Origin of the sequence: Kitasatospora sp. NPDC057223 (genome assembly GCF_042669755.1) — a bacterium.
Lineage (GTDB): Bacteria > Actinomycetota > Actinomycetes > Streptomycetales > Streptomycetaceae > Kitasatospora.
In genome coordinates, this window is sequence record NZ_JBHUWW010000089.1 from 16,287 (window position 1) to 36,492 (window position 20,206).

General features: G+C 74.2%; 20 protein-coding genes. 8 read left to right on the plus strand and 12 right to left on the minus strand.

The annotated features are described in order from the left end of the window. Window positions 1–28: 28 nt before the first annotated feature. The 7 genes from hutI to ACFUK0_RS26975 all read right to left on the minus strand — a co-directional run bounded on the left by hutI (window position 29) and on the right by ACFUK0_RS26975 (window position 7,881). A complete protein-coding gene (gene hutI / locus ACFUK0_RS26945; protein ID WP_380254600.1) occupies window positions 29–1,195 on the minus strand; it encodes an imidazolonepropionase in 1,167 nt (388 codons plus the stop codon). Window positions 1,196–1,230: 35 nt separating this feature from the next. Then, window positions 1,231–2,583, minus strand: a complete 1,353-nt coding sequence (locus ACFUK0_RS26950) for a formimidoylglutamate deiminase (protein ID WP_380254602.1) — start codon at window positions 2,581–2,583, stop codon at window positions 1,231–1,233. Then, the gene (locus ACFUK0_RS26955) at window positions 2,574–3,755 is read right to left on the minus strand and encodes an allantoate amidohydrolase (protein WP_380254638.1); all 1,182 of its coding nucleotides are present in this window, start codon (window positions 3,753–3,755) and stop codon (window positions 2,574–2,576) included. The genes ACFUK0_RS26950 and ACFUK0_RS26955 overlap by 10 nt, the downstream gene beginning before the upstream one ends. A 20-nt stretch (window positions 3,756–3,775) precedes the next feature. Then, window positions 3,776–5,446 carry a urocanate hydratase gene (gene hutU / locus ACFUK0_RS26960; protein ID WP_380254604.1) on the minus strand — a complete coding sequence of 557 codons (1,671 nt, stop codon included), beginning with the start codon at window positions 5,444–5,446 and terminating at the stop codon, window positions 3,776–3,778. A 122-nt stretch (window positions 5,447–5,568) separates the two neighbouring features. Continuing rightward, complete coding sequence (locus ACFUK0_RS26965) at window positions 5,569–6,411, minus strand: EamA family transporter (protein WP_380254606.1); 843 nt, start codon at window positions 6,409–6,411, stop codon at window positions 5,569–5,571. Window positions 6,412–6,566: 155 nt separating this feature from the next. Then, the gene (locus ACFUK0_RS26970; RefSeq protein ID WP_380254608.1) at window positions 6,567–6,935 is read right to left on the minus strand and encodes a hypothetical protein; all 369 of its coding nucleotides are present in this window, start codon (window positions 6,933–6,935) and stop codon (window positions 6,567–6,569) included. A gap of 76 nt (window positions 6,936–7,011) precedes the next feature. Continuing rightward, window positions 7,012–7,881, minus strand: coding sequence for a MurR/RpiR family transcriptional regulator (locus ACFUK0_RS26975; protein ID WP_380254610.1), 870 nt, complete (start codon window positions 7,879–7,881; stop codon window positions 7,012–7,014). Window positions 7,882–8,103: 222 nt separating this feature from the next. On the opposite strand from ACFUK0_RS26975, the gene ACFUK0_RS26980 reads away from it, so the two are divergent. Continuing rightward, a complete protein-coding gene (locus ACFUK0_RS26980; protein ID WP_380254612.1) occupies window positions 8,104–8,502 on the plus strand; it encodes a hypothetical protein in 399 nt (132 codons plus the stop codon). A gap of 31 nt (window positions 8,503–8,533) precedes the next feature. Here ACFUK0_RS26980 and hutH read toward each other — a convergent pair whose 3' ends face one another. Then, complete coding sequence (gene hutH, locus ACFUK0_RS26985; RefSeq protein ID WP_380254614.1) at window positions 8,534–10,111, minus strand: histidine ammonia-lyase; 1,578 nt, start codon at window positions 10,109–10,111, stop codon at window positions 8,534–8,536. A 148-nt stretch (window positions 10,112–10,259) separates the two neighbouring features. Between hutH and fdhD the strand changes: the two genes are divergently transcribed. Then, window positions 10,260–11,093, plus strand: a complete 834-nt coding sequence (gene fdhD / locus ACFUK0_RS26990) for a formate dehydrogenase accessory sulfurtransferase FdhD (RefSeq protein WP_380254616.1) — start codon at window positions 10,260–10,262, stop codon at window positions 11,091–11,093. A gap of 68 nt (window positions 11,094–11,161) precedes the next feature. Here fdhD and ACFUK0_RS26995 read toward each other — a convergent pair whose 3' ends face one another. From ACFUK0_RS26995 to ACFUK0_RS27010, 4 genes are all read right to left on the minus strand, one after another. After that, window positions 11,162–11,500: a hypothetical protein gene (locus tag ACFUK0_RS26995; protein WP_380254618.1), complete on the minus strand. Its 339-nt coding sequence runs from the start codon at window positions 11,498–11,500 to the stop codon at window positions 11,162–11,164. 205 nt (window positions 11,501–11,705) lie between these two features. After that, window positions 11,706–13,523: a diguanylate cyclase domain-containing protein gene (locus ACFUK0_RS27000; RefSeq protein WP_380254620.1), complete on the minus strand. Its 1,818-nt coding sequence runs from the start codon at window positions 13,521–13,523 to the stop codon at window positions 11,706–11,708. A gap of 236 nt (window positions 13,524–13,759) precedes the next feature. Continuing rightward, window positions 13,760–14,875: an adenylate/guanylate cyclase domain-containing protein gene (locus ACFUK0_RS27005; protein WP_380254622.1), complete on the minus strand. Its 1,116-nt coding sequence runs from the start codon at window positions 14,873–14,875 to the stop codon at window positions 13,760–13,762. Window positions 14,876–15,072: 197 nt separating this feature from the next. Further along, entirely contained in the window at window positions 15,073–15,969 is an 897-nt protein-coding gene (locus ACFUK0_RS27010; protein WP_380254624.1) for a biotin--[acetyl-CoA-carboxylase] ligase, read from the minus strand. 249 nt (window positions 15,970–16,218) lie between these two features. Here ACFUK0_RS27010 and ACFUK0_RS27015 point away from each other — a divergent pair, with 249 nt between their 5' ends. The 6 genes from ACFUK0_RS27015 to ACFUK0_RS27040 all read left to right on the plus strand — a co-directional run. Continuing rightward, window positions 16,219–17,808, plus strand: coding sequence for an acyl-CoA carboxylase subunit beta (locus tag ACFUK0_RS27015; RefSeq protein WP_380254626.1), 1,590 nt, complete (start codon window positions 16,219–16,221; stop codon window positions 17,806–17,808). A gap of 30 nt (window positions 17,809–17,838) precedes the next feature. Then, window positions 17,839–18,057: an acyl-CoA carboxylase subunit epsilon gene (locus ACFUK0_RS27020; RefSeq protein ID WP_380254628.1), complete on the plus strand. Its 219-nt coding sequence runs from the start codon at window positions 17,839–17,841 to the stop codon at window positions 18,055–18,057. Between the two features lie 101 nt (window positions 18,058–18,158). Further along, on the plus strand, window positions 18,159–18,284 hold the full coding sequence (mmpB, locus tag ACFUK0_RS27025; protein ID WP_380254630.1) for a morphogenic membrane protein MmpB: 126 nt from the start codon (window positions 18,159–18,161) through the stop codon (window positions 18,282–18,284). 34 nt (window positions 18,285–18,318) lie between these two features. Beyond that, the gene (locus ACFUK0_RS27030) at window positions 18,319–18,918 is read left to right on the plus strand and encodes a nucleoside triphosphate pyrophosphatase (protein ID WP_380254632.1); all 600 of its coding nucleotides are present in this window, start codon (window positions 18,319–18,321) and stop codon (window positions 18,916–18,918) included. Window positions 18,919–19,081: 163 nt separating this feature from the next. Further along, a complete protein-coding gene (locus ACFUK0_RS27035; RefSeq protein WP_380254634.1) occupies window positions 19,082–19,888 on the plus strand; it encodes a hypothetical protein in 807 nt (268 codons plus the stop codon). 208 nt (window positions 19,889–20,096) lie between these two features. Next, on the plus strand, window positions 20,097–20,206 hold a 110-nt coding region (locus tag ACFUK0_RS27040; RefSeq protein ID WP_380254640.1), incomplete at its 3' end, for a biotin carboxylase N-terminal domain-containing protein.

Below are 20,206 nucleotides of genomic sequence, written 5' to 3' on the forward strand. Positions count from 1 at the left end.
GTCGTCCGTACCGGCCCCTTCGGCGTGCTCAGACCTCCCGCACCCCGGCCCGCCAGACCGCGGCGGTGAGCGGGACACCGGGCCGGTAGGCGAGGTGCACGTGGGACGGGGCGTCCAGCAGCAGCAGGTCGGCCCGCGCGCCGGGAGCGACGACGCCGACGTCGGTGCGGCGCAGGGCGCGGGCGCCGCCGGTGGTGGCCGCGTGGACGGCCTCGTCCGGCGTCATGCCCATCTCGCGGACGGCGACGGCCACGCAGAACGCCATCGAGCTGGTGAAACTGGAGCCCGGGTTGCAGTCCGTGGAGAGCGCGACGGTGGCGCCCGCGTCGATCAGCCGGCGCGCGTCCGGGTAGGGCGCGCGGGTGGAGAACTCCGCGCCGGGCAGCAGCGTGGCGACCGTACCCGAGCCGGCCAGCGCCGCCACGTCCTCGTCGGTGAGGTGCGTGCAGTGGTCGGCCGAGGCGGCGCCCAGCTCCACGGCGAGCTGCACGCCGGGCCCGTACGAGAGCTGGTTGGCGTGCACCCGGGGGGTGAGGCCGCGCTCGACGCCGGCCGTCAGGACGGCCCTGGCCTGGTCGCCGTCGAAGGCGCCCTGCTCGCAGAAGACGTCCACCCAGCGTGCGTAGGGGGCGCAGGCGTCCAGCATCTCGCCCGTCACCAGGGCGACGTAGCCGGCCGGGTCGTCCGCGTACTCGGGCGCGACCACGTGCGCGCCCAGGTACGTGGTCTCCGGGGTGTGCCCGGCGGCGATCCGCAGCGCCCGCGCCTCGTCCGCCACGGTGAGGCCGTAGCCGGACTTGCACTCGATGGTGGTGGTGCCCTGCCGCAGCGCCTCCCGGACGAACCGGGCCAGGTTGGCGTCCAGCTCGGCGTCCGTCGCGGCCCGGGTCGCGGCGACGGTGGTGCGGATGCCGCCCGCCGAGTACGCCTGGCCGGACATCCGGGCGTTGAACTCGGCGGTGCGGTCACCGGCGAAGACGAGATGGGCGTGCGAGTCGACGAAGCCGGGGAGCAGCGCGCGCCCGGCCGCGTCGAAGCGCTCGTCGGCGGCCGGCGCCCGCCCGGCGGGGCCGACCCAGGCGACGGTGCCCGCGTCGATCACCACGGCCGCGTCGGTGAGCAGCCCGAGCGGGCCGCCGCCGTGGGCGGGGTCGTTGGTGACCAGGCTGCCGATGTCGGTGATCAGGGTGCTCAACGGGAGCCCTTTCGCGAACGGGTACGGGCGGGTGTTCAGGAGGCCAGCGCCGCCGCGATCGAGTCGCGCAGCGCCGAGGGGACGTCGGCGACCAGCTGGTGCACACCGTCCCGGACGATCTGCCGGCCGCCGACCACCACGTGCCGGACGTCGGCGGCGGAGGCCGCGAACACCGCCGTCTCGGCACCCAGGCGGGCCGGCGGCCCCGCCGTGCGGACGGAGTCCAGGGCCAGCACGGTGAAGTCGGCGAGCGCACCGGCCTCGATCCGCCCGGCCTCGGGCCAGCCGAGCGAGGCGTGGCCGTGCTCGCTGCCCGCCCGGAGCAGCGCGTTCGCCGTCCAGTGGCCGCGGGTGCGGGTGCGCAGGCGCTCGTTGAGCTCCAGCGCGCGGGCCTCCTCGAACGGGTCGATCACCGCATGGCTGTCACTGCCGAGCGTGACCGGGCAGCCTGCCGAGGCGAGCTGCCGGGCCGGGCCGATGCCGTCGGCGAGGTCCCGTTCGGTGGTCGGGCACATGCAGATGGTGGTGGAGGAGTCGGAGAGGAGCCTGATGTCCTCCTCCGTGAGGTGGGTCGCGTGCACGGCGGAGGTGCGCGGCCCGAGCACGCCGTGGTCGGCGAGCAGCCGGGTCGGGGTCACCCCGTGCGCGGTGAGGCAGGCGTCGTTCTCCGCGGTCTGCTCGGAGAGGTGGACGTGCAGCGGCGCCCGGCGCATCGCGGACCAGTGCGCGACGGTGCCCAGCTGGTCGGCCGGGACGGCCCGGACGGAGTGCACGGCGGCGCCGATCCGGGCGTGCTCGCGCGGCTTGAGGTCTGCCGCGCGGGCGGCCCAGGCGTCCGCGTCGCCGTCGCTGAACCGCAGCTGCGGCCTGGTCGGCCCGGTGCCGAAGCCGGAGGCCAGGTAGCAGGTGTCGAGCAGGGTGATCCTGATCCCGGCCCGGGCGGCCGCCTCGATCAGCGCCTCGCCCATCGCGTTCGGGTCGGCGTAGCGGGCCCCGCCGGGCGCGTGGTGCAGGTAGTGGAACTCCCCCACCGCGGTGATCCCGGCGAGCGCCATCTCGGCGTAGACGGCGGTGGCGAGCGCCAGGTAGCTGTCCGGGTCGAGCGCGCAGGCGACCCGGTACATGGTGTCGCGCCAGGTCCAGAAGGTGCCGGAGCCGACCTGCACGGTGCCGCGCAGCGCCCGGTGGAAGGCGTGCGAGTGCGCGTTCGCCTGGCCGGGGACGAGCAGGCCCTCCAGCCGGACGGCGCCGGGCGGGCAGGGCCCGGCGTCCGGCGTGACCTTGCCGATCCGGCCGCCGTGCACGGTGCTGACCAGGACGTCCCGTTCGACCACCGGGCCGTTCACGTGCGGCAGCCAGGCGTACTGCGCCCAGTAGGTCAGTGACACGCCAGGTCCTCCAGTACGTGTGCCAGCGCGGCGACCCCCGCGAGGCAGTCGGCCTGCTCGGCGTACTCGGCCGGGGAGTGCGAGACGCCGCTGGGGTTCCGTACGAACAGCATGGCGGTCGGCACGGCCGATGCCAGGATTCCGGCGTCGTGTCCCGCGCCGGTCGGCAGCACGGGCACCCCGCCGAGCAGGCCGGCCAGCCGGTCGCGCAGCGGCCCGTCGAAGTCGACGACCGGCGTGAAGGACTCCCGGGTCAGCTCCACCCGGACACCGTCGCGCTCGCCGCGCTCGCGGGCGGCCCGCTCGATCTCCCCGACCAGCCGCCCGAGGGTGGCCTCGTCGGCCGCCCGGGAGTCCAGCCAGCCGCGGACGAGGGAGGCGATGGCGTTGGTGCCGTTCGGCTCGACCGCGACCTTGCCGAAGGTGGCCAGCGCCCCCGCCGTCGCGCTGCCGCGGGCCGCGAGCACCGTCTCGGCGTACGTCAGCATCGGGTCGCGGCGGTCCTCGATCCGGGTGGTGCCGGCGTGGTTGGCCTCGCCGTGGAAGTCGAAACGCCAGCGGCCGTGCGGCCAGATCGCGCCCGCCACGCCGACCGGCTGGTCGTCGGCCAGGTAGCGGCCCTGCTCGACGTGCAGTTCGACGAAGGCACCGATCCGGCTCAGCCGCTCGTGGTCCGCGCCGATCGCCGCCGGGTCGTACCCGGCCCGCTCCATCGCGTCCGGCAGGCGCGTGCCGTCGGCGTCGCGCAGCTCGTACGCCTGCTCCCGGGAGAGCACGCCCGTGGCCAGCCGGGAGCCGATGCAGGCGACGCCGAAGCGCGCGCCCTCCTCGTCACCGAAGTTGACGATCGCCAGCGGCTTGTCGAACTCGACGCCACGGCCGCGCAGTTCGTCGAGCGCGGCGAAGGAGGACACCACGCCGAGCGGCCCGTCGTAGGCGCCGCCGTCCGGCACGGAGTCCAGGTGCGAGCCGGTGACGACCGCGCCGCCGGCCTGCGGGTCGCCGAGCCAGGCCCACTGGTTGCCGTTGCGGTCCAGCTCGTAGGCCAGGCCCCGGCCCTCGGCCTGCTCGCGGAACCAGGCGCGGCACTCGGCGTCGGCGGAGTTCCAGGCGTGCCGGCGGTAGCCGCCGGAGGCGGCGGAGCGGCCCACCGGGAGCAGCTCCGCCCACATCCGGCGGAAGGAGTCCTCGCTCACAGCTCGTTCATGGGGACACGGACCCCGCGCTCGTCGGCGACCTCGGAGGCGAGGTCGTAGCCGGCGTCCACGTGCCGGATGACGCCCATGCCCGGGTCGTTGGTGAGCACCCGGCGGATCTTCTCGCCGGCCAGCTTCGTGCCGTCGGCGACGGTCACCTGCCCGGCGTGGATGGAGCGGCCGATGCCGACGCCGCCACCGTGGTGGATCGAGACCCAGGACGCGCCGGAGGCGACGTTGACCATCGCGTTCAGCAGCGGCCAGTCGGCGATCGCGTCGGAGCCGTCGAGCATCGCCTCGGTCTCCCGGTAGGGGGAGGCGACCGAGCCGCAGTCCAGGTGGTCGCGGCCGATCACGATCGGCGCGGCCAGCTCGCCGGACGCCACCATGTCGTTGAACCGCTCGCCGGCCTTGTCGCGCTCGCCGTAGCCGAGCCAGCAGATGCGCGCCGGCAGGCCCTGGAAGTGCACCTTCTCCTGCGCCATCCTGATCCAGCGGTGCAGCGACTCGTTCTCCGGGAAGAGGTCGAGGACGGCCTTGTCGGTCTTGGCGATGTCCTGCGGGTCACCGGAGAGCGCCGCCCAGCGGAACGGGCCCTTGCCCTCGCAGAACAGCGGCCGGATGTACGCCGGGACGAAGCCGGGGAAGTCGAACGCCCGGGTGTAGCCCGCGAGCTGGGCCTCGCCGCGGATCGAGTTGCCGTAGTCGAAGACCTCGGCGCCGGCGTCCATGAAGCCGACCATGGCCTCGACGTGCCGGGCCATCGACTCGCGCGAACGCTGGGTGAACTCGGCCGGCTTGGCCGCGGCGTAGTCCGCCATGTCCTCGAAGGCGACGCCGGTCGGCAGGTAGGCCAACGGGTCGTGCGCGCTGGTCTGGTCGGTGACGATGTCGATCGGGGCGTCCATCGCGAGCAGCTGCGGGAAGACGTCCGCGGCGTTGCCGAGCAGGCCGATCGAGAGCGGCTGCCGCTTGTCACGGGCGTCGGCGGCGAGCTCCAGCGCGTGGGCCAGGCTGGTCGCCTCGACGTCCAGGTAGCGGTGCTCGATCCGGCGCGCGATCCGGGACGGGTCGCAGTCGACGCAGATCGCCACGCCGCCGTTCATCGTGACGGCGAGCGGCTGGGCGCCGCCCATCCCGCCGAGGCCGGCGGTGAGGGTGACGGTGCCCGCGAGGGTGCCGCCGAACTTCTTGTTGGCGACGGCGGAGAAGGTCTCGTAGGTGCCCTGGAGGATGCCCTGGGTGCCGATGTAGATCCACGAACCGGCCGTCATCTGCCCGTACATGGTGAGCCCGAGGCTCTCCAGGCGGCGGAACTCCTCCCAGTTCGCCCAGTCGCCGACCAGGTTGGAGTTGGCGATCAGGACGCGCGGCGCCCACTCGTGGGTCTGCATCACGCCGACCGGCCGGCCGGACTGGACCAGCATGGTCTCGTCCTGCTTCAGCGTCTGCAGCGTGCGGACCATCGCGTCGTACGAGCGCCAGTCCCGCGCGGCCTTGCCGGTGCCGCCGTAGACGACCAGCTTGGACGGGTGCTCGGCGACCTCGGGGTCGAGGTTGTTCATGAGCATCCGCAGGGCGGCCTCCTGCTGCCACCCCTGGGTGGTCAGGGCCGTCCCCCGGGCGGCGCGCACCTCGCGCGGACCACTCGTCTGCTGCTGCACCATGCTCGGTCTCCTTGCCGCCCACCCGGGTCACCCCGTATGGATACAGTCATTCATCATCAGCTTCTCTGAATATATCCAAACACCTGGCCGAGGGCCACCCCTCGCGGAGCGCGGCGCGGCCGTCACAGGCTGACCAGGACGATTCCGCCCGCCACGACCGCCGCGCACAGCACCCGGTGACGGCCGAGCGCCTCCTTGAACAGGAAGGCGCCGATCCCGGCCGCGAGCAGCACGCTGGTCTCCCGCAGCGCCGCGACCCTGGCCGTGCCGCCGAGCGAGAGCGCCCAGAGCATCAGGCCGTACGAGAGCAGCGCGACGACCCCGCCGAACAGGCCGAGCCGCCACTCGGCCCTGACGGTGCGCAGCGCCCCTCGGCCGCGCACGGCGAGCGCGAGCAGCGGCATCGGGACGCTCTCCACCAGGAAGAGGTGCACCGTGTAGCCGAGCAGGTCGCTCGCCGCGTGCACGCCGCCGGCGTCCGAGACGGTGTAGCCGGCCACGCACAGGCCGGCGGCGACGGCGTACGCGATCGGCACCGCGCGGATGTCCGCGACGCGGTTCGAGAGCACCAGGCTGGTGATGCCCACCGAGATCAGGGCGACGCCGGACCAGGCGGCACGGCCCAGCGGCTGGCCCATGACGAGGACCGACAGGACAGCCACGGACAGCGGTGAGACCCCCCGGATGATCGGGTACATCTGCCCGAAGTCGCCCAACTGGTAGGCCCTGACCAGGAAGAGCCGGAAGGCCGTGTTGAGCACGGTGGAGACGGCGATGAAGAGCCAGGCGCGGCCGCCGGGCGGGGCGACGAAGGGCACGGCGGCGGCGCAGACCACCAGCGCCGTCGCGTCGACCATGCCGATGGACATCAGGCGGTCGCTGCCGGACTTCACGGCGGCGTTCCAGGAGGCGTGGGTCAGGGCGGAGGCGAGCGCGAGGACCGTCGCGAGCGATGAGATGGACACTCGGGCATTAGATCCGAGTTGGCTGTACAACTTCTCTGATTTCGGGCAGGCCGGAGGAGTGTTGGGCAGCGTTTCACCTGCCCGACACCCCTCCGGTCCCGACCCCGGCCGGCCCCGGCTCCGGCTTGACGGCAAGCCTGCTGTCCGACCTGTTGTCAGGCCGCCGCGTCGCCGTCCCAGTCGATGCCGATCTCGGCCAGCCAACGGCGGTCGTCCGCGTGCGGGTCGCGCGCGGACGGCACGGCCGGGGTGGCGGACGGTGCGGCCGGTTCGGCCGGGGTGCGGGGCGTACGCGGGATCTCCTGGACCGGGCCCAGGCCGTAGCGCTCCGCGGCGGCGGTGGAGGCGGCGTCCGGTTCGATCACGCCGACGTGGACGGCACTGTCGTCACCCGGATCGATGACGACGAGTTCGGGCTCGGGAAGGCGGCGCAGGGTGACCCGGCGTCCGCAGCTGGGGCAGGTCCACTCGTCGGCGCCCGAGGCGAGCCGGCCGACCAGTTTCATCTCGTGGATCACACGCATGTCGTGTACCCCCCTCGGGCCCCGTCAACAGGGCCTATGAAGGGGATGCCCGGGTTTGGGCGGGCTCACTCCGGAGTTACTCCAGGAAAAGCCCGCGAGCCGCCGCCGACTGCTCGATCCCCTCCAACCGCGCCTCCGCGCCGGGCAGTTCGTCGCACATCGCCTGGAGCAGCACCCGGCCCAGCATCATCGGGGCGCAGGCCGTGTCGAAGACCAGGCCGGTGCCGACGGCGGCCGGCAGCAGCACGTCGGAGAGCTTGGCCACCGGCGCGAACGAGCTGTCCGCGACGGTGAGGACGGTCAGGCCGCAGTCCCGGGCGACGGCCAGAGCGTCCATCAGTTCGCGCGGGTAGCGCGGCAGGGCGAAGCAGAGCAGCGCACTCGCCCCGGCCGCAGTGGCCTGTTCGAGGCGGTCGGCGAGCATCGAGCCGCCCTCGTCGATCAGCCGGATGTCGGGGTGCACCTTGGCCGCGAAGTACGCGAAGCCCCGGGCCTGCGCGGAGGCGGCGCGCAGGCCGAGCACCGGCAGCGGCCGGGAGGCGGCCAGCACCCGCGCGGCGCGCAGGATCGGCCCCGGGTCGGCGAGGAGTTCGGCGAGGTGGCGCAGGTGGGCGATCTCGGCGAGGACGGCCTGCTGGTGCTCGTTGCGGACGGCGTCGTCCTGGGTCTCGGGCGCGGCGGGCTCCCCCGCGCCGAGTTCGCGCAACTGCTTGCGCAGGGCCGGGTAGCCGTCGTAGCCGAGGGCGACCGCGAAGCGGGTCACCGACGGCTGGCTGACACCGGCGAGTTCGGCGACCTCGACACTGGACAGGAACGGGGCCTCGGTGGCGTGCCGGACCAGCGAATGGGCGATCCGCCGCTGGGTCGGGGTCAGCCGGTGCCCCTCGAAGAGCTGGAGCAGCCGGGCGGACGGGCCTACGGCGCCGGTGTCGTCGGTGGCGGTCATAAGCTTTTCCTCCCGATGCGGGCTGTTCGGACGACTGTGCAGCAGTCTCGCCCCCTGGGCAAAGACGTCTCGACCGGCGGGACGCCCCCGGCCGGCCCGGCCCCGGTCCCCGGCCCGGCCCCGGGCCCGGTCTCGGGGTGACCCTGATTTCTCCCTGAGCCGCCCCGGAGAGCGGCGCGCAGCGATGGACCTCGGCCCCGTCCGGTGGTCACCATGGACCTCATGGAATCTCGCCAGGACGAACTGCGCCGCGACCTCGACGCCGCCGTGCAGACCCGCAAGGAGCTGGGCGCGGAGTACGAGAGCGAGATCGTCGACTCGTTCCTCGCCCGGATCGACGCCCGGATGGACGCCCGGACCGCACCGCGGCCCGCCGCGCCGGCGGACCGCGACCGCGACCGGGACCGGGACCGCCGCCAGGGGCGGGGCACCCGCTTCACCCTGAGCGTCGTCTCACTCGTGATGGGCGTCCCGCTCACCGCCATCGCCTCCGAGAGCGCCGGGGTCACCGGCCTGATCGTCTGCTGGGCCGGGATCGTCGGCGTCAACGTCTCCGCCGGGCTCGCCGACACCCGCCGCGAACGGCAGGCGGCCCGCAGCGCCCGGAGCGAGTGGTCCTGAGCACCCCTCACCCCGGGCCCCGGCCCGCCGGTCAGGCCAGCGGGCCGGTGACGCGCTCGACCGCGCGCAGCAGGTCGCCGGAGGCCACCAGCTCCGCGGCCGACTCCAGGTCGGGCGACAGGAAGCGGTCGCGGCCGGCGCCCGCCACCCCCGCCTCCCGGGCCGCGCCGAGCGCGGCGGCCGTGGCGGGGGCCAGCGGCCCGCTGCCGTCGGCCTGCTGACGGATCTCCAGCGCGCGCGCCGCGGCGGTCAGTTCGACGGCGAGGATACGGCCGAGGTTCTGCACGGACTGGCGCAGCTTGCGCGCGGCGGACCAGCCCATCGAGACGTGGTCCTCCTGCATCGCCGAGGACGGGATCGAGTCGACCGAGGCCGGCACGGCGAGCCGCTTGTTCTCGCTGACCAGGGCCGCCTGGGTGTACTGGGCGATCATCAGGCCGGAGTCGACGCCCGGGTCGTCCGCCAGGAAGGCCGGCAGGCCGTGCGAGCGGGCCTTGTCGAGCAGCCGGTCGGTGCGGCGCTCGGAGATCGAGCCGAGGTCGGCGGCGGCGATGGCGAGGAAGTCCAGCACGTACGCGACCGGCGCGCCGTGGAAGTTGCCGTTGGACTCCACCCGGCCGTCGGCCAGCACCACCGGGTTGTCGACCGAGGCCGCCAGCTCGCGCGAGGCGACCAGCTGAGCGTGCGCGAGGGTGTCGCGCCCGGCGCCCGCCACCTGCGGGGCGCAGCGGATCGAGTAGGCGTCCTGGACGCGCGGCGCGTCGTCCTGGTGGTGGCCGGTCAGGCCGGAGCCGGCGAGGACGGCGAGCATGTTGGCGGCGCTCAGGGCCTGGCCCGGGTGCGGGCGGATCGGGCCGTGCAGCTCGGGCGCCAGCACCTTGTCACTGCCGAGCAGGGCCTCCAGCGACATCGCGGCGGTGACGTCGGCGGTGGTGAACAGCCGGGAGAGGTCGGCGATCGCCATCACCAGCATGCCGAGCATGCCGTCGGTGCCGTTGATGAGGGCCAGGCCCTCCTTCTCCAGCAGCTCGACCGGCGCGATGCCGGCCTCGGCGAGCAGCTCGCCGCCCGGGCGCTCGACGCCGTCGGGGCCGGCCGCGACGCCCTCGCCCATCAGGACGAGCGCGCAGTGCGAGAGCGGCGCGAGGTCGCCGGAGCAGCCGAGCGAGCCGAACTCGCGGACGACGGGGGTGATGCCCGCGTTGAGCAGCGCGGCCATGGTCTGCGCGACCAGCGGGCGGACGCCGGTGCGGCCGGAGGCGAGGGTCTTCATCCGCAGGAACATCAGCGCGCGGACGACCTCGCGCTCGACCGCGGGCCCCATCCCGGCGGCGTGCGAGCGCACCAGCGAGCGCTGCAGCTGGGCACGCAGCTCGGGGCTGATGTGGCGCACCGCGAGGGCGCCGAAGCCCGTGGAGACGCCGTAGACGGGGCGCGGTTCGGCGGCGAGCGCCTCGATCGTCGCGCGGGCGGCCGCCATCTCGGCGATCGCGTCGGGGCCGATCTCGACCCGGGCATTCCCCCGCGCGACGGCGAGCACGTCCTCCGCGCTCACGTCGGCCTTGCCCACCTGGACGACGGGCGCGTCGGGGGCCACAGCACTGTGCATATCCATATACACCATCACATCAGGTGAATGAAGATATGACAACCGACACCGCCGACCGGCCGCCCCGCCTCACCGGGAGCCCTGGCCGACCGGTCGCGCCGCAGGTGGAGCACTCTGGTGGGGGACAGCGACCGGAGGCGGAGGACAGATGAGTCGAGCGACGGCACGGCGGCGGGTGGTGCGGCTGCGCGGGGCGGAGTCCTCCGCCCGGCCGGACGCGCTGGCGGCGGAGGAGCCGCTGGAGATCCGGCTCGGCGGCGAGGCGCTGACGGTGACCATGCGCACCCCGGGGCACGACTTCGACCTGGTGGCCGGGTTCCTGGTCGGCGAGGGACTGGTGCACGCCACGGACGACCTGGCCGCGCTGCGGTACTGCGCGGGGACGGACGAGGACGGCGCCAACACCTACAACGTGGTCGACGCGACCCTGCGCACCCCCGGCGTGCTGCCGCTCTCCGCGCACCGCAACCTGCTCACCACCAGCGCCTGCGGGCTCTGCGGCCGGGACACCGTGGAGGCCGTCCGCACCCACCTGCGCCGACCGGTCGCGGACGACCCGCTGCGGGTCACCCCGGAGCTGCTGTACGGACTGCCGGACGAGCTGCGGGCCGCCCAGCGGACCTTCGACTCGACCGGCGGCCTGCACGCGGCCGGCCTGTTCGACGCCGGCGGCCGGCTGCTCTGCGCCCGCGAGGACGTCGGCCGGCACAACGCGGTGGACAAGGTGGTCGGCTGGGCCCTGCGCGAGGGCCGGCTGCCGCTGGCCGGGCACCTGCTGCTGGTCAGCGGGCGGGCCTCGTTCGAGCTGACCCAGAAGGCGGCACTGGCCGGCCTGCCGCTGCTGGCCGCCGTCTCGGCGCCGTCCTCGCTGGCGGCGGACCTCGCCGAGGAGCTCGGCCTCACCCTGGTCGGCTTCCTGCGCGGCCGGAGCGCCAACGTCTACACCCGGCCCGACCGGGTCGCGGTGGCCCCGGCCGGCTGAGCGCCGGGCATGCCGGAGGGGCCCGGCCGTCCGGCCGGGCCCCTCCGGGCAGTACTGCGGGCGGAGCGTCAGTCGCGCTTGCGGCGGCGGACCAGGATCACCACGACGACGAGCAGGATCGCCAGCAGGACGATCACCACGAGCCCGCCGATCAGCTTGCCGAAGAAGCCCGACTTCTTCTTCTTGGACTTCGACTTGGACTTCGACTTGGCCAGCTGCGTGGTGTGCTCGGCCGCCTTCGCCGCCGTGCCGCTCGACGCGCCTGCCGCCGCGGCCGGCGCCTGCGCGGGCGCCGCCTGGGCCGCTGCCGCGGTGCGCGGCGCGGCCTGGGCCGGGGCGGCGGCGAGCGCCGCACCGCCGAAGGCCAGTGTGATGGACAGGAACAAGCTCGCCAGACGCGCGCTCATCGACTCAACTCCCGATTCCGGCGGGGCCCCCATGGCTGCCGATCGCGCCTACTGTGCCATGCGCCGCACTGCCGTGACAGCCCTGGAGCAGGGCTGTTCCCGGACCGCGACCCACCCGGCACAGGGCGGTCACCGACACGCACCGGCTACCCCGCCCGGCCCTGTCCATTCCCGGCCCCGGAGCGGACGCGCAGGCGCGGGCGGATCAGGCGGGCGGCGGCGAGGCCGGACCGGAGAGGGCCACCGCGACCAGCGACCGCATCGCCGAGGCGATCTGACCGAGCGGCAGGGTCGCGTCGTCCGCGAAGAGTTCGACCAGCCAGCCGCCCGCGACGTTCTGCCCGCCGGCCGCGACCATCCCCCGGTAGCCGCTGACCACGAGCATCGCCTCCTCCGCCGGGTCGTTGCCCGCCGCACCCGCGCGCAGCGCGAAGGCGCCGCCGCGTACCGTCCGCCGGGTCAGCGGATAGTGGCGCAGGTCGAAGATCGCGTCCGGGGCCTCGATCTGGGCGCGCTGGGTCTCGGCCCGGCTGCTGCTCGGGCCGCTCGTCATCCGGTAGACGGCGTGCTGGACGGTGCGCATCAGGTGCGAGCCGGGCGGCACGTAGGAGATCCACCAGCCGACCGCGTCGAGCAGCCGCGCGGCGGTCTCGGCGACGGCGGAGAGCCGGCCCAGGGTGTCGGCGGGGTGGTGGTGGCGGACGGCGCCGGACTGGTCGAGCGCGGCGAGGACGACGGTGAGCAGCTGGCCGGGGTCGGCGCTGTGCGCGGTGCCGCGGATCCGGCGGCGGTCCCCGCTGCCGCGCGCGCCGGACCGGCGGGGGTCGGTGCGGTGGTGCGGGTCGGCGGCGTCGGCGAGCAGCACGGTCGGGTCCGGGGAGAAGCCGGGACCGTGGCTGCGGCCGGCCACCACGGGGTGGGCGGCCCGGGCGGCCTTGGCCCGGTACTGGGCGGCGTCGGCGAGCCGGAACAGCCGGTCGGGGGTGGTGACGGGGCCGATCGAGTCGCCGGTGGAGGCGACGCCGCAGGCCACGCCCTCGCCCTCGGCGAGGGCCAGCGCGCGGGCGCAGAGCTCCTCGGCGACGGCGACCACCTCGTCCGCCTTCTGGCCCTCCGCGAGCAGGCAGAACTCGTCGCCGCCGAGCCGGGCGGCGAGGCTGCCGGGGAGTTTGGCGGCGGCCAGCGAGAGCTGGTGGGCGAAACGTTCCAGCAGCCGGTCGCCGACCTCGTGGCCCAGCTGGTCGTTGACCCGCTTGAGGCCGTTGACGTCGCAGACCACCAGCGAGACCACGGTGTTGTCCCGGTTGTGGGCCTGCAGGGCGCCCTCCAGCCGGGCGTCGACGGCGCGCCGGTTGGCGAGGCCGGTGAGCGGGTCGGTGAAGGCGAGGCGGCGCAGGTCGGCGAGGCGTTCGGTCTGGGCCAGGCCGGCCGAGATCTGGGCGGCGAGCAGGGTGGCGTAGTCCGCGTCGCCCTGGGTGAACAGCGGCCGGCCGGCGACCCGGGCGAGGTAGAGCTCGCCCCAGGCCTGCCCGTGCAGCACGATCGGCGCGACCAGGCAGCACTCGCGCCCGCGCCGGCGCAGTCCGGCGGCGCGGTGCTGGCGGAACGCGCTGTCGCCCGGGAGTCCGGGGCCGGTGGGCTGGGGGGTGTCCGGGGCGCCCTCGGGCGGTTCGGCGGCCTCGGCGGTCTGCAGCCAGGCGCGCGGCAGGCCGCCGCTCGTCCAGCGTTCCTCCAGGTAGGTGACGATCTCGGGGAAGTCCGCCACCGGGTAGGACTCGTCCTCGGGCAGCTCCTCCTCGCCGGGCGCCAGCTCCCCGTGGTTGACGAGGACGCGCAGCCGGCCCGACTCGCGGTCCCAGACCGAGACCGCCGCCATGGTGGCGTCGAGCGCCTCGGTGGCGCGCACGGCCGCGGCCCGGACGGCTTCGAGCGGGGTGAGGGCGCCGGCCATGTCCTGGGCGAGCTCGACCACCGACTGCAGCCGCAGGTCGGAGGTCAGCGCGGACGGTTCGCAGTCCGTCATGGTCGCCTCACCGCTCACCGGCTCCCCTCGATCCCTGTGGTCGGCCCCGCCGCTCGCGCGCCGGTGCCGGGCCGTCACGGGGCGCGCGGTCCGGAACGCGCTCCGAAACCAACACTATGGCGGCTTTCGCCAGGCAGTGCCCCATTTGTCAGGGTTAACGCGCGCGGCCGCGCCAAGGTTTCAGCCGATGCGCGTAGGCGCGAAGCAGGAGGTGAGGGCGCCCGGCGCCGGCCGGGTCAGCCGTTGCGCGGGGTGCGCCGGGACAGCAGCCACGGCTCGACCAGGCCGAGCCCGCGCACCGGGCGGCGCCACATCGGCTGGAGCCGGAACCGGTGCCCCGCGTTGACCTCGCCGCCGAGCGTCATGCCGGCGGCCGCCGACAGCGCCTCGGCCAGCTCCGGTCCGTCCGGCTCGGCGGGCGCGACACTGCCGTTCTGCTCCAGCGCCGCCGCGAACTCGCCGTCGATCAGCACCGCGTCCTTGGGCGCGATGGAGGTCAGCCGGCTGGCCAGGTTCACCGTGGTGCCGAACACGTCGCCCATCCGGGAGGTGACGGTGCCGAACGCCAGGCCCACCCGCAGCTCCGGCATGGTGTCCTCGCCGGCCAGCGTCTCGACCAGGCCGAGCGCGATCTCGGCGGCCGTCACCGGGTCCTCCGAGACGTACAGGATCTCGTCGCCGAGGGTCTTGATCACCCGGCCGCCGAGGCCCGCGATCAGGTCCGAGCAGGTGTTCTCGAAGGTCTCGACGAGTTCGCCGAGCTCCTCCTCCTCCAGCCGGCGCGACAGCCGGGTGAAGCCGACCAGGTCCGCGAAGCCGACGGCGAGCCGGCCGCTGGTCATCTCGGTGTCCTCGGCGGCCTGCACCACCCGGCCGGTGACGGCGGCCAGCTGGCGGCGCCAGACGTACACCAGGAACTGCTCCAGCTCCGGCAGCAGCAGCTCCACCAGCGGGTACGCCACCTCGGCCCGGGTCAGGCCCGGCTCGACGGACTGGGTGAGGCTGTCCAGGAAGGTGTCCATCTGCCAGCCGGCCAGCCGGGCGGTGGTCTGGCCGGTGGAACGGGCCACCTGGATCGCCATCGACTCGCTCAGCAGCCCGGACTCGACCAGGCCGGCGAGCCGCCGCAGGGCGATCACGTCGCTGTCGGTCAGCGCCCGGGACTGCCCGATGTCGGGGAACCCCATCGCCCGCCAGAAGCGGCTGGCCAGCTCCATCGGCACGTCGGCGGCGCGGGCGGCCTGGTACGGGGTGTACCGGCGCGGCGCGTCCAGGATCAGCCGCTCCAGTTCGAGTGCGACCGTCTCGTCGGCCGCACCAGCCGTCGCGCCGCCACTGCCGTCGTCTGCCACCGGTCCGTCCCCGTGCGGTTGCCGCACTTGCTCATGTCCCGCCTACTCGACACCCCGGCGGTCGCGTACACCGCCCACCCCGGAGGGGGTAGTGGCGCGCCTCACACCGCTGCCAGGTGGAATGTTCGCACGAAATCGCGTAATCCGGGGCATCCGGCCAAGGCGTGGAGAGGCCGCGGAGGGGCTCGGCGGCGGCCTCAGCCGCCGTCCGGCCGTACGTGTACGACGTCGCCCGCGCCCACCGGCTGCCGGCTGCCGTCGGCCGTCCGGACGACCAGGCGGCCGTCGCCGTCGATCGCCACCGCCTCGCCGGCGAGCTCGCGCCCGCCCGGCAGCTGGACCTTCACGGCGCGCCCGAGCGTGCTGCAGCGGTCGGTGTACGCGCTCAGCAGGCCGCTCGCCTGCGGGTCGCCGGACGCGGCCGTCCACTCGCCGTACAGGTCGGCGAACTCGCGCAGCAGGGCCCGCAGCAGGGTGCCGCGGTCGGTGACGGCCGCGCCGGCCAGGGCGAGCGAGGCGGCGGCGGGGACGGGCAGTTCGTCCTCGCGCAGCGAGACGTTGATGCCGAGGCCGGCGACCACCGCGCCGTCGGCCAGCTCGGTGAGGATGCCGCCGAGCTTGCGCTCCGCGCCGTCGATGACGACCTGGAGGTCGTTGGGCCATTTCAGTGCGACGTCCACCTCGGCGACCCGCCCGAGCGTGCTGGCCGCGGCCACGCCGACCAGGATCGGCAGCCAGCCGAAGCGCTCCACCGGCACCCCGGCGGGCCGCAGCAGGACGGAGAGGAACAGCCCGGAGCGAGCCGGCGCCGACCAGCGGCGCTCCAGCCGGCCGCGGCCGGCGCTCTGCTCCTCGGCGACCAGCACCGCGCCCTCGGCTGCGCCCGCCCTGGCGCGGGCGGCGAGGTCGGTGTTGGTGGAGCCGGTCCCGGCGACGACGTCGAGGGCGGTCCACAGGCCGCCGGGCACCAGCAGGTCGCTGCGCAGGGCGGCGGCGTCCAGCGGCGGACGGCCGAGGTCGGTCCAGGGGGACGGCCCGGCGTGGCCGAAGCCGCGCAGTCCGCTGCGGCGCGGGGCTGACTCAGACTCACTCATGGGGCGAGCCTAGGGCGTGCCGGGGGGATCGGGCCGGGCACCGCGCCACGCCGGTGCCCGACCGGGGTTTCGGAGCGGCTGCGCGTAGGCCGCACCATCGTCCCGCAGAACGCTCGTTAACACACTGTGTCGCTGGCCATAACAGGAAACCGTCCGCGCTGGCTACGCTACCCAGCGGTAGTTCGTTGCGCCGCCCTGCCCTCACCCAGTACCGACAGGACGCGGCCCAGGATCAGGGAGAGCGACCGGATGACCGAGGCCACGTACGACCCGCACACCACCGCCGGCAAGCTGGCCGACCTCCGGCGCAGGCTCGACGAGGCGGTGCACTCCGGCTCCGCCGCCGCCGTCGAGAAGCAGCACGCCAAGGGCAAGCTGACCGCCCGCGAGCGGGTCGTGGAGCTGATGGACGAGGGCTCCTTCGTGGAGTTCGACGAGTTCGCCCGGCACCGCTCGACCAACTTCGGCCAGGCGAAGAACCGGCCGTACGGCGACGGCGTGGTCACCGGCTACGGCACCGTCGACGGCCGCCAGGTCGCCGTCTTCGCCCAGGACTTCACCGTGTTCGGCGGCTCGCTGGGCGAGGTGTTCGGCGAGAAGATCGTCAAGGTGATGGACTTCGCGCTGAAGACCGGCTGCCCGGTCATCGGCATCAACGACTCCGGCGGCGCCCGGATCCAGGAGGGCGTGGTCTCGCTCGGCCTGTACGGCGAGATCTTCCGCCGCAACGTGCACGCCTCCGGCGTCATCCCGCAGATCTCGCTGATCATGGGCCCGTGCGCGGGCGGCGCGGTGTACTCCCCCGCGATCACCGACTTCGTGGTGATGGCCGACCAGACCTCGCACATGTTCATCACCGGCCCGGACGTCATCAAGACCGTCACCGGCGAGGACGTCGGCATGGAGGAGCTGGGCGGCGCCCGCACGCACAACGCGAAGTCCGGCGTCGCGCACCACCTGGCCGCCGACGAGAAGGAGGCCGTCGAGTACGTCAAGAACCTCCTCTCCTACCTGCCCTCCAACAACCTGAGCGACCCGCCCTCGCACCCCGAGGAGGCGGACCTCACCCTCACCGACGAGGACCTCGAACTCGACACCCTGGTGCCGGACTCGGCGAACCAGCCGTACGACATGCACACGGTCATCGAGCACGTCCTCGACGACGGCGAGTTCCTGGAGACCCAGTCGCTGTACGCCGGCAACATCCTCACCGGCTTCGGCCGGGTCGAGGGCCACCCGGTCGGCGTCGTCGGCAGCCAGCCGATGAACCTCGCCGGCTGCCTGGACATCGCGGCCAGCGAGAAGGCCGCGCGGTTCATCCGGACCTGCGACAGCTTCAACATCCCGGTGCTGACCTTCGTCGACGTGCCCGGCTTCCTGCCCGGCACCGAGCAGGAGTGGGACGGCATCATCCGGCGCGGCGCCAAGCTGATCTACGCCTACGCCGAGGCGACCGTCCCGCTGATCACCGTCATCACCCGCAAGGCCTTCGGCGGCGCGTACGACGTGATGGGCTCCAAGCACCTCGGCGCCGACCTCAACCTCGCCTGGCCCACCGCGCAGATCGCCGTGATGGGCGCCCAGGGCGCCGTCAACATCCTGCACCGCCGCGAGATCGCCGAGGCCGAGGCCGCCGGACACGCCGACGCCAAGCGCGCCGAACTGCTCGCCTCCTACGAGGACACCCTGCTCAACCCGTACCTGGCCGCCGAACGCGGCTACGTGGACGCCGTCATCGCGCCCTCCGAGACCCGCAAGCACATCGTCCGGGGCCTGCGCGCACTGCGCGGCAAGCGCGAGACCCTGCCGCCGAAGAAGCACGGCAACATCCCGCTGTAGCCCGCAGCCGTTCGGAGAGAGGATTGAGTCATGCCCCCGATCCACGTGCTGCACGGGCAGCCGACCCCCGAGGAGCTGGCCACCGTCCTGGCGGTGGTCTCAGCCCGGGCCGCCGCCGCGCAGGCCGCCGCCGAGGCGGCCCGCAGCGGCGCCGGCCCGGCCTCCCCGTGGAACGACCACGCCCGCCGCCTGCGCACCGCCCCCAAGCCGGGCGTCAACACCTGGCGGACCTCCGGCTGGGCCGGCTGACCGGACCCCCGGGGCAATCCGGGCCGGATGGCCCGGATTGCCCCGAAAACTGAGTACGGATACTCAGGCGCACCGGCGGCCCGGCCGCGCACCCTGGAAGCGTGCTCTGGTCAGACCCCCGCGACGAGCCCTCCCCCGAGGCCCGCCGGCAACAGGAACGGCTGCGCCGCGCAGGACCGGTCCTCGCCGTCCTCGCGCTGGTGATGGCCATCCTGCTGGTGCTCTGAGGACCCCGCAGCCGCCTCCCCTACGCTGGTGGCCATGACCGACCGCCGCATCCTCGTCCTCGCCTCCGCCTCCCCCGCCCGCCTCGGACTGCTGCGCCAGGCGGGCCTCGACCCGCAGGTCGTGGTCAGCGGCGTCGACGAGGACGCGATCACCGCCGCCACCCCCGCCGACCTCGCGCTCGTCCTCGCCGAGGCCAAGGCCAAGGCCGTCGCCGCCGACCTGACCGGCGGCGAACTGGTGATCGGCTGCGACTCCGTCCTGGAGCTGGACGGCGAAGCACTCGGCAAGCCCGCCGACGCCACCGAGGCACTCGCCCGCTGGCAGTCGATGCGCGGGCGCTCCGGCGTGCTGCAGACCGGCCACTGCGTGATCGACACCGTCACCGGCCGGCAGACCTCCGCGACGGCCTCCACCACCGTGCGGTTCGGCACCCCGGACGACGCCGAGATCGCCGCGTACATCGCCTCCGGCGAGCCCCTGCACGTGGCCGGCGCGTTCACCCTGGACGGCCGCTCGGCGCCGTTCGTCGACGGCATCGACGGCGACCCGGGCAACGTCATCGGCCTGTCCCTGCCGCTGCTGCGCCGCCTGCTGGCCGACCTGGGCATCCGGATCACCGACCTCTGGGCCTGACCGCCGACAGCGCGGATCCTCCGTACCCAGGCACATTCCGACCGGTCGGATTGTGCGGGTTCCGACAGATACCCGGGCGAACATCTATCCCGGTGATCCAGCCCGCACGGCCGTGCGACGCCGCTAGGCTGGCGCCGCCGCCTATTCGGGAAGGGGAAAGCGGATGACGGACAGCGTGCTCAACGTGGTGCTGGGCCTGACGGCCAGCGCCATCAGCGCCGCGCTGGGCTGGCTCGCGCAGAACCTGCGGCGGCGCCGGCGGCTCGGCCGGGTACGGGAGTTCTTCGGGATGCCCGACGGAAGCGACTGCCTCCTGGTGGTCAACCGCCACACGGCGTCGGCCAGTTCGAAGAGCGTCTCACGGGGCGACGTGTTCGCCCTGATGGAGCTGGCCGGCCTGGTGCAGGAGTGCGGCGCGCGGCCGGAGATCGTCGCACACGACGAGGTGCGCCAGGGGCTGGGCCACCGGGCCGAGTTCTGTCTGGGCGGGCCGGTCAGCAACGACCGGACGGCCGCGCACCTGGTCTCCTGGCTGCCCGGCGTCACCTTCACGGCGGAGCCGGACCGGCCGTTCGGCGAGACCATAACCGTCGGCGACGACCACTACCGCTACCTGCGCCCCTCCGAGACGCCGGGCGGGCGGGTGTACGTGCTGCTGGCCCGCCTGCGGACCGGACACGGCGGCCGGCCCGCGTTCCTGATCGCCGGCCAGACCGCGACCTCCAACCACGCCGCCGTCCGCTACCTGGTGGCCCATCACCGGGAGCTGGCCCGCAAGCACGGCACGGACGGGACGTTCGCGCTGGTGCTGCAACTGATCAACTCCAGCGCCTACGGCCCGGACCTGGTGGAACCGGTCGCCGACGTCACCCGCCGGGCCCTCGCCCGGCCGGTGGAGGCGGCCGGCGCCACCACTGCGGGTGCGACTCCCGCGCCGCTACCGGCGCAGTCGTCGCCACCGGCTTCATGATGTGGCGAAGGCCACGGCACGGACCGGACGGTCCGCGGCTGCGGCAATCCGGTGCGCGTAGCGTCTCCACCTGCGGCGCGTACCGCTGCGTGCCCGTCTGATCACACCTGCGGGTGACCCTCCGTGTGGGATAGCTCACCACCATGGGCTACTCGCCGGTACCACCCTGTAATCCATAGACTCGACGAGGTTCAAGAAGGGAGCCATTGTGCGCAAGGTGCTCATCGCCAATCGCGGAGAAATCGCCGTCCGCGTCGCCCGGGCCTGCTCGGATGCCGGTATCGCCAGCGTCGCCGTCTACGCCGAGCCCGACCGGGA

Excerpts from the sequence above, each read along its gene's own strand:
- ACFUK0_RS26995 (WP_380254618.1), bottom strand. The coding sequence starts at position 11,500 with ATGAGCGCGCGTCTGGCGAGCTTGTTCCTGTCCATCACACTGGCCTTC.
- ACFUK0_RS27035 (WP_380254634.1), top strand. The coding sequence starts at position 19,082 with ATGACGGACAGCGTGCTCAACGTGGTGCTGGGCCTGACGGCCAGCGCC.
- ACFUK0_RS27020 (WP_380254628.1), top strand. The coding sequence starts at position 17,839 with ATGCCCCCGATCCACGTGCTGCACGGGCAGCCGACCCCCGAGGAGCTG.
- ACFUK0_RS26980 (WP_380254612.1), top strand. The coding sequence starts at position 8,104 with ATGGAATCTCGCCAGGACGAACTGCGCCGCGACCTCGACGCCGCCGTG.
- ACFUK0_RS27010 (WP_380254624.1), bottom strand. The coding sequence starts at position 15,969 with ATGAGTGAGTCTGAGTCAGCCCCGCGCCGCAGCGGACTGCGCGGCTTC.
- fdhD (WP_380254616.1), top strand. The coding sequence starts at position 10,260 with ATGAGTCGAGCGACGGCACGGCGGCGGGTGGTGCGGCTGCGCGGGGCG.
- ACFUK0_RS26955 (WP_380254638.1), bottom strand. The coding sequence starts at position 3,755 with ATGTGGGCGGAGCTGCTCCCGGTGGGCCGCTCCGCCGCCTCCGGCGGC.
- ACFUK0_RS27000 (WP_380254620.1), bottom strand. The coding sequence starts at position 13,523 with ATGACGGACTGCGAACCGTCCGCGCTGACCTCCGACCTGCGGCTGCAG.
- ACFUK0_RS26970 (WP_380254608.1), bottom strand. The coding sequence starts at position 6,935 with ATGCGTGTGATCCACGAGATGAAACTGGTCGGCCGGCTCGCCTCGGGC.
- hutH (WP_380254614.1), bottom strand. The coding sequence starts at position 10,111 with ATGCACAGTGCTGTGGCCCCCGACGCGCCCGTCGTCCAGGTGGGCAAG.
- hutU (WP_380254604.1), bottom strand. The coding sequence starts at position 5,446 with ATGGTGCAGCAGCAGACGAGTGGTCCGCGCGAGGTGCGCGCCGCCCGG.
- ACFUK0_RS26975 (WP_380254610.1), bottom strand. The coding sequence starts at position 7,881 with ATGACCGCCACCGACGACACCGGCGCCGTAGGCCCGTCCGCCCGGCTG.
- ACFUK0_RS27015 (WP_380254626.1), top strand. The coding sequence starts at position 16,219 with ATGACCGAGGCCACGTACGACCCGCACACCACCGCCGGCAAGCTGGCC.
- ACFUK0_RS27030 (WP_380254632.1), top strand. The coding sequence starts at position 18,319 with ATGACCGACCGCCGCATCCTCGTCCTCGCCTCCGCCTCCCCCGCCCGC.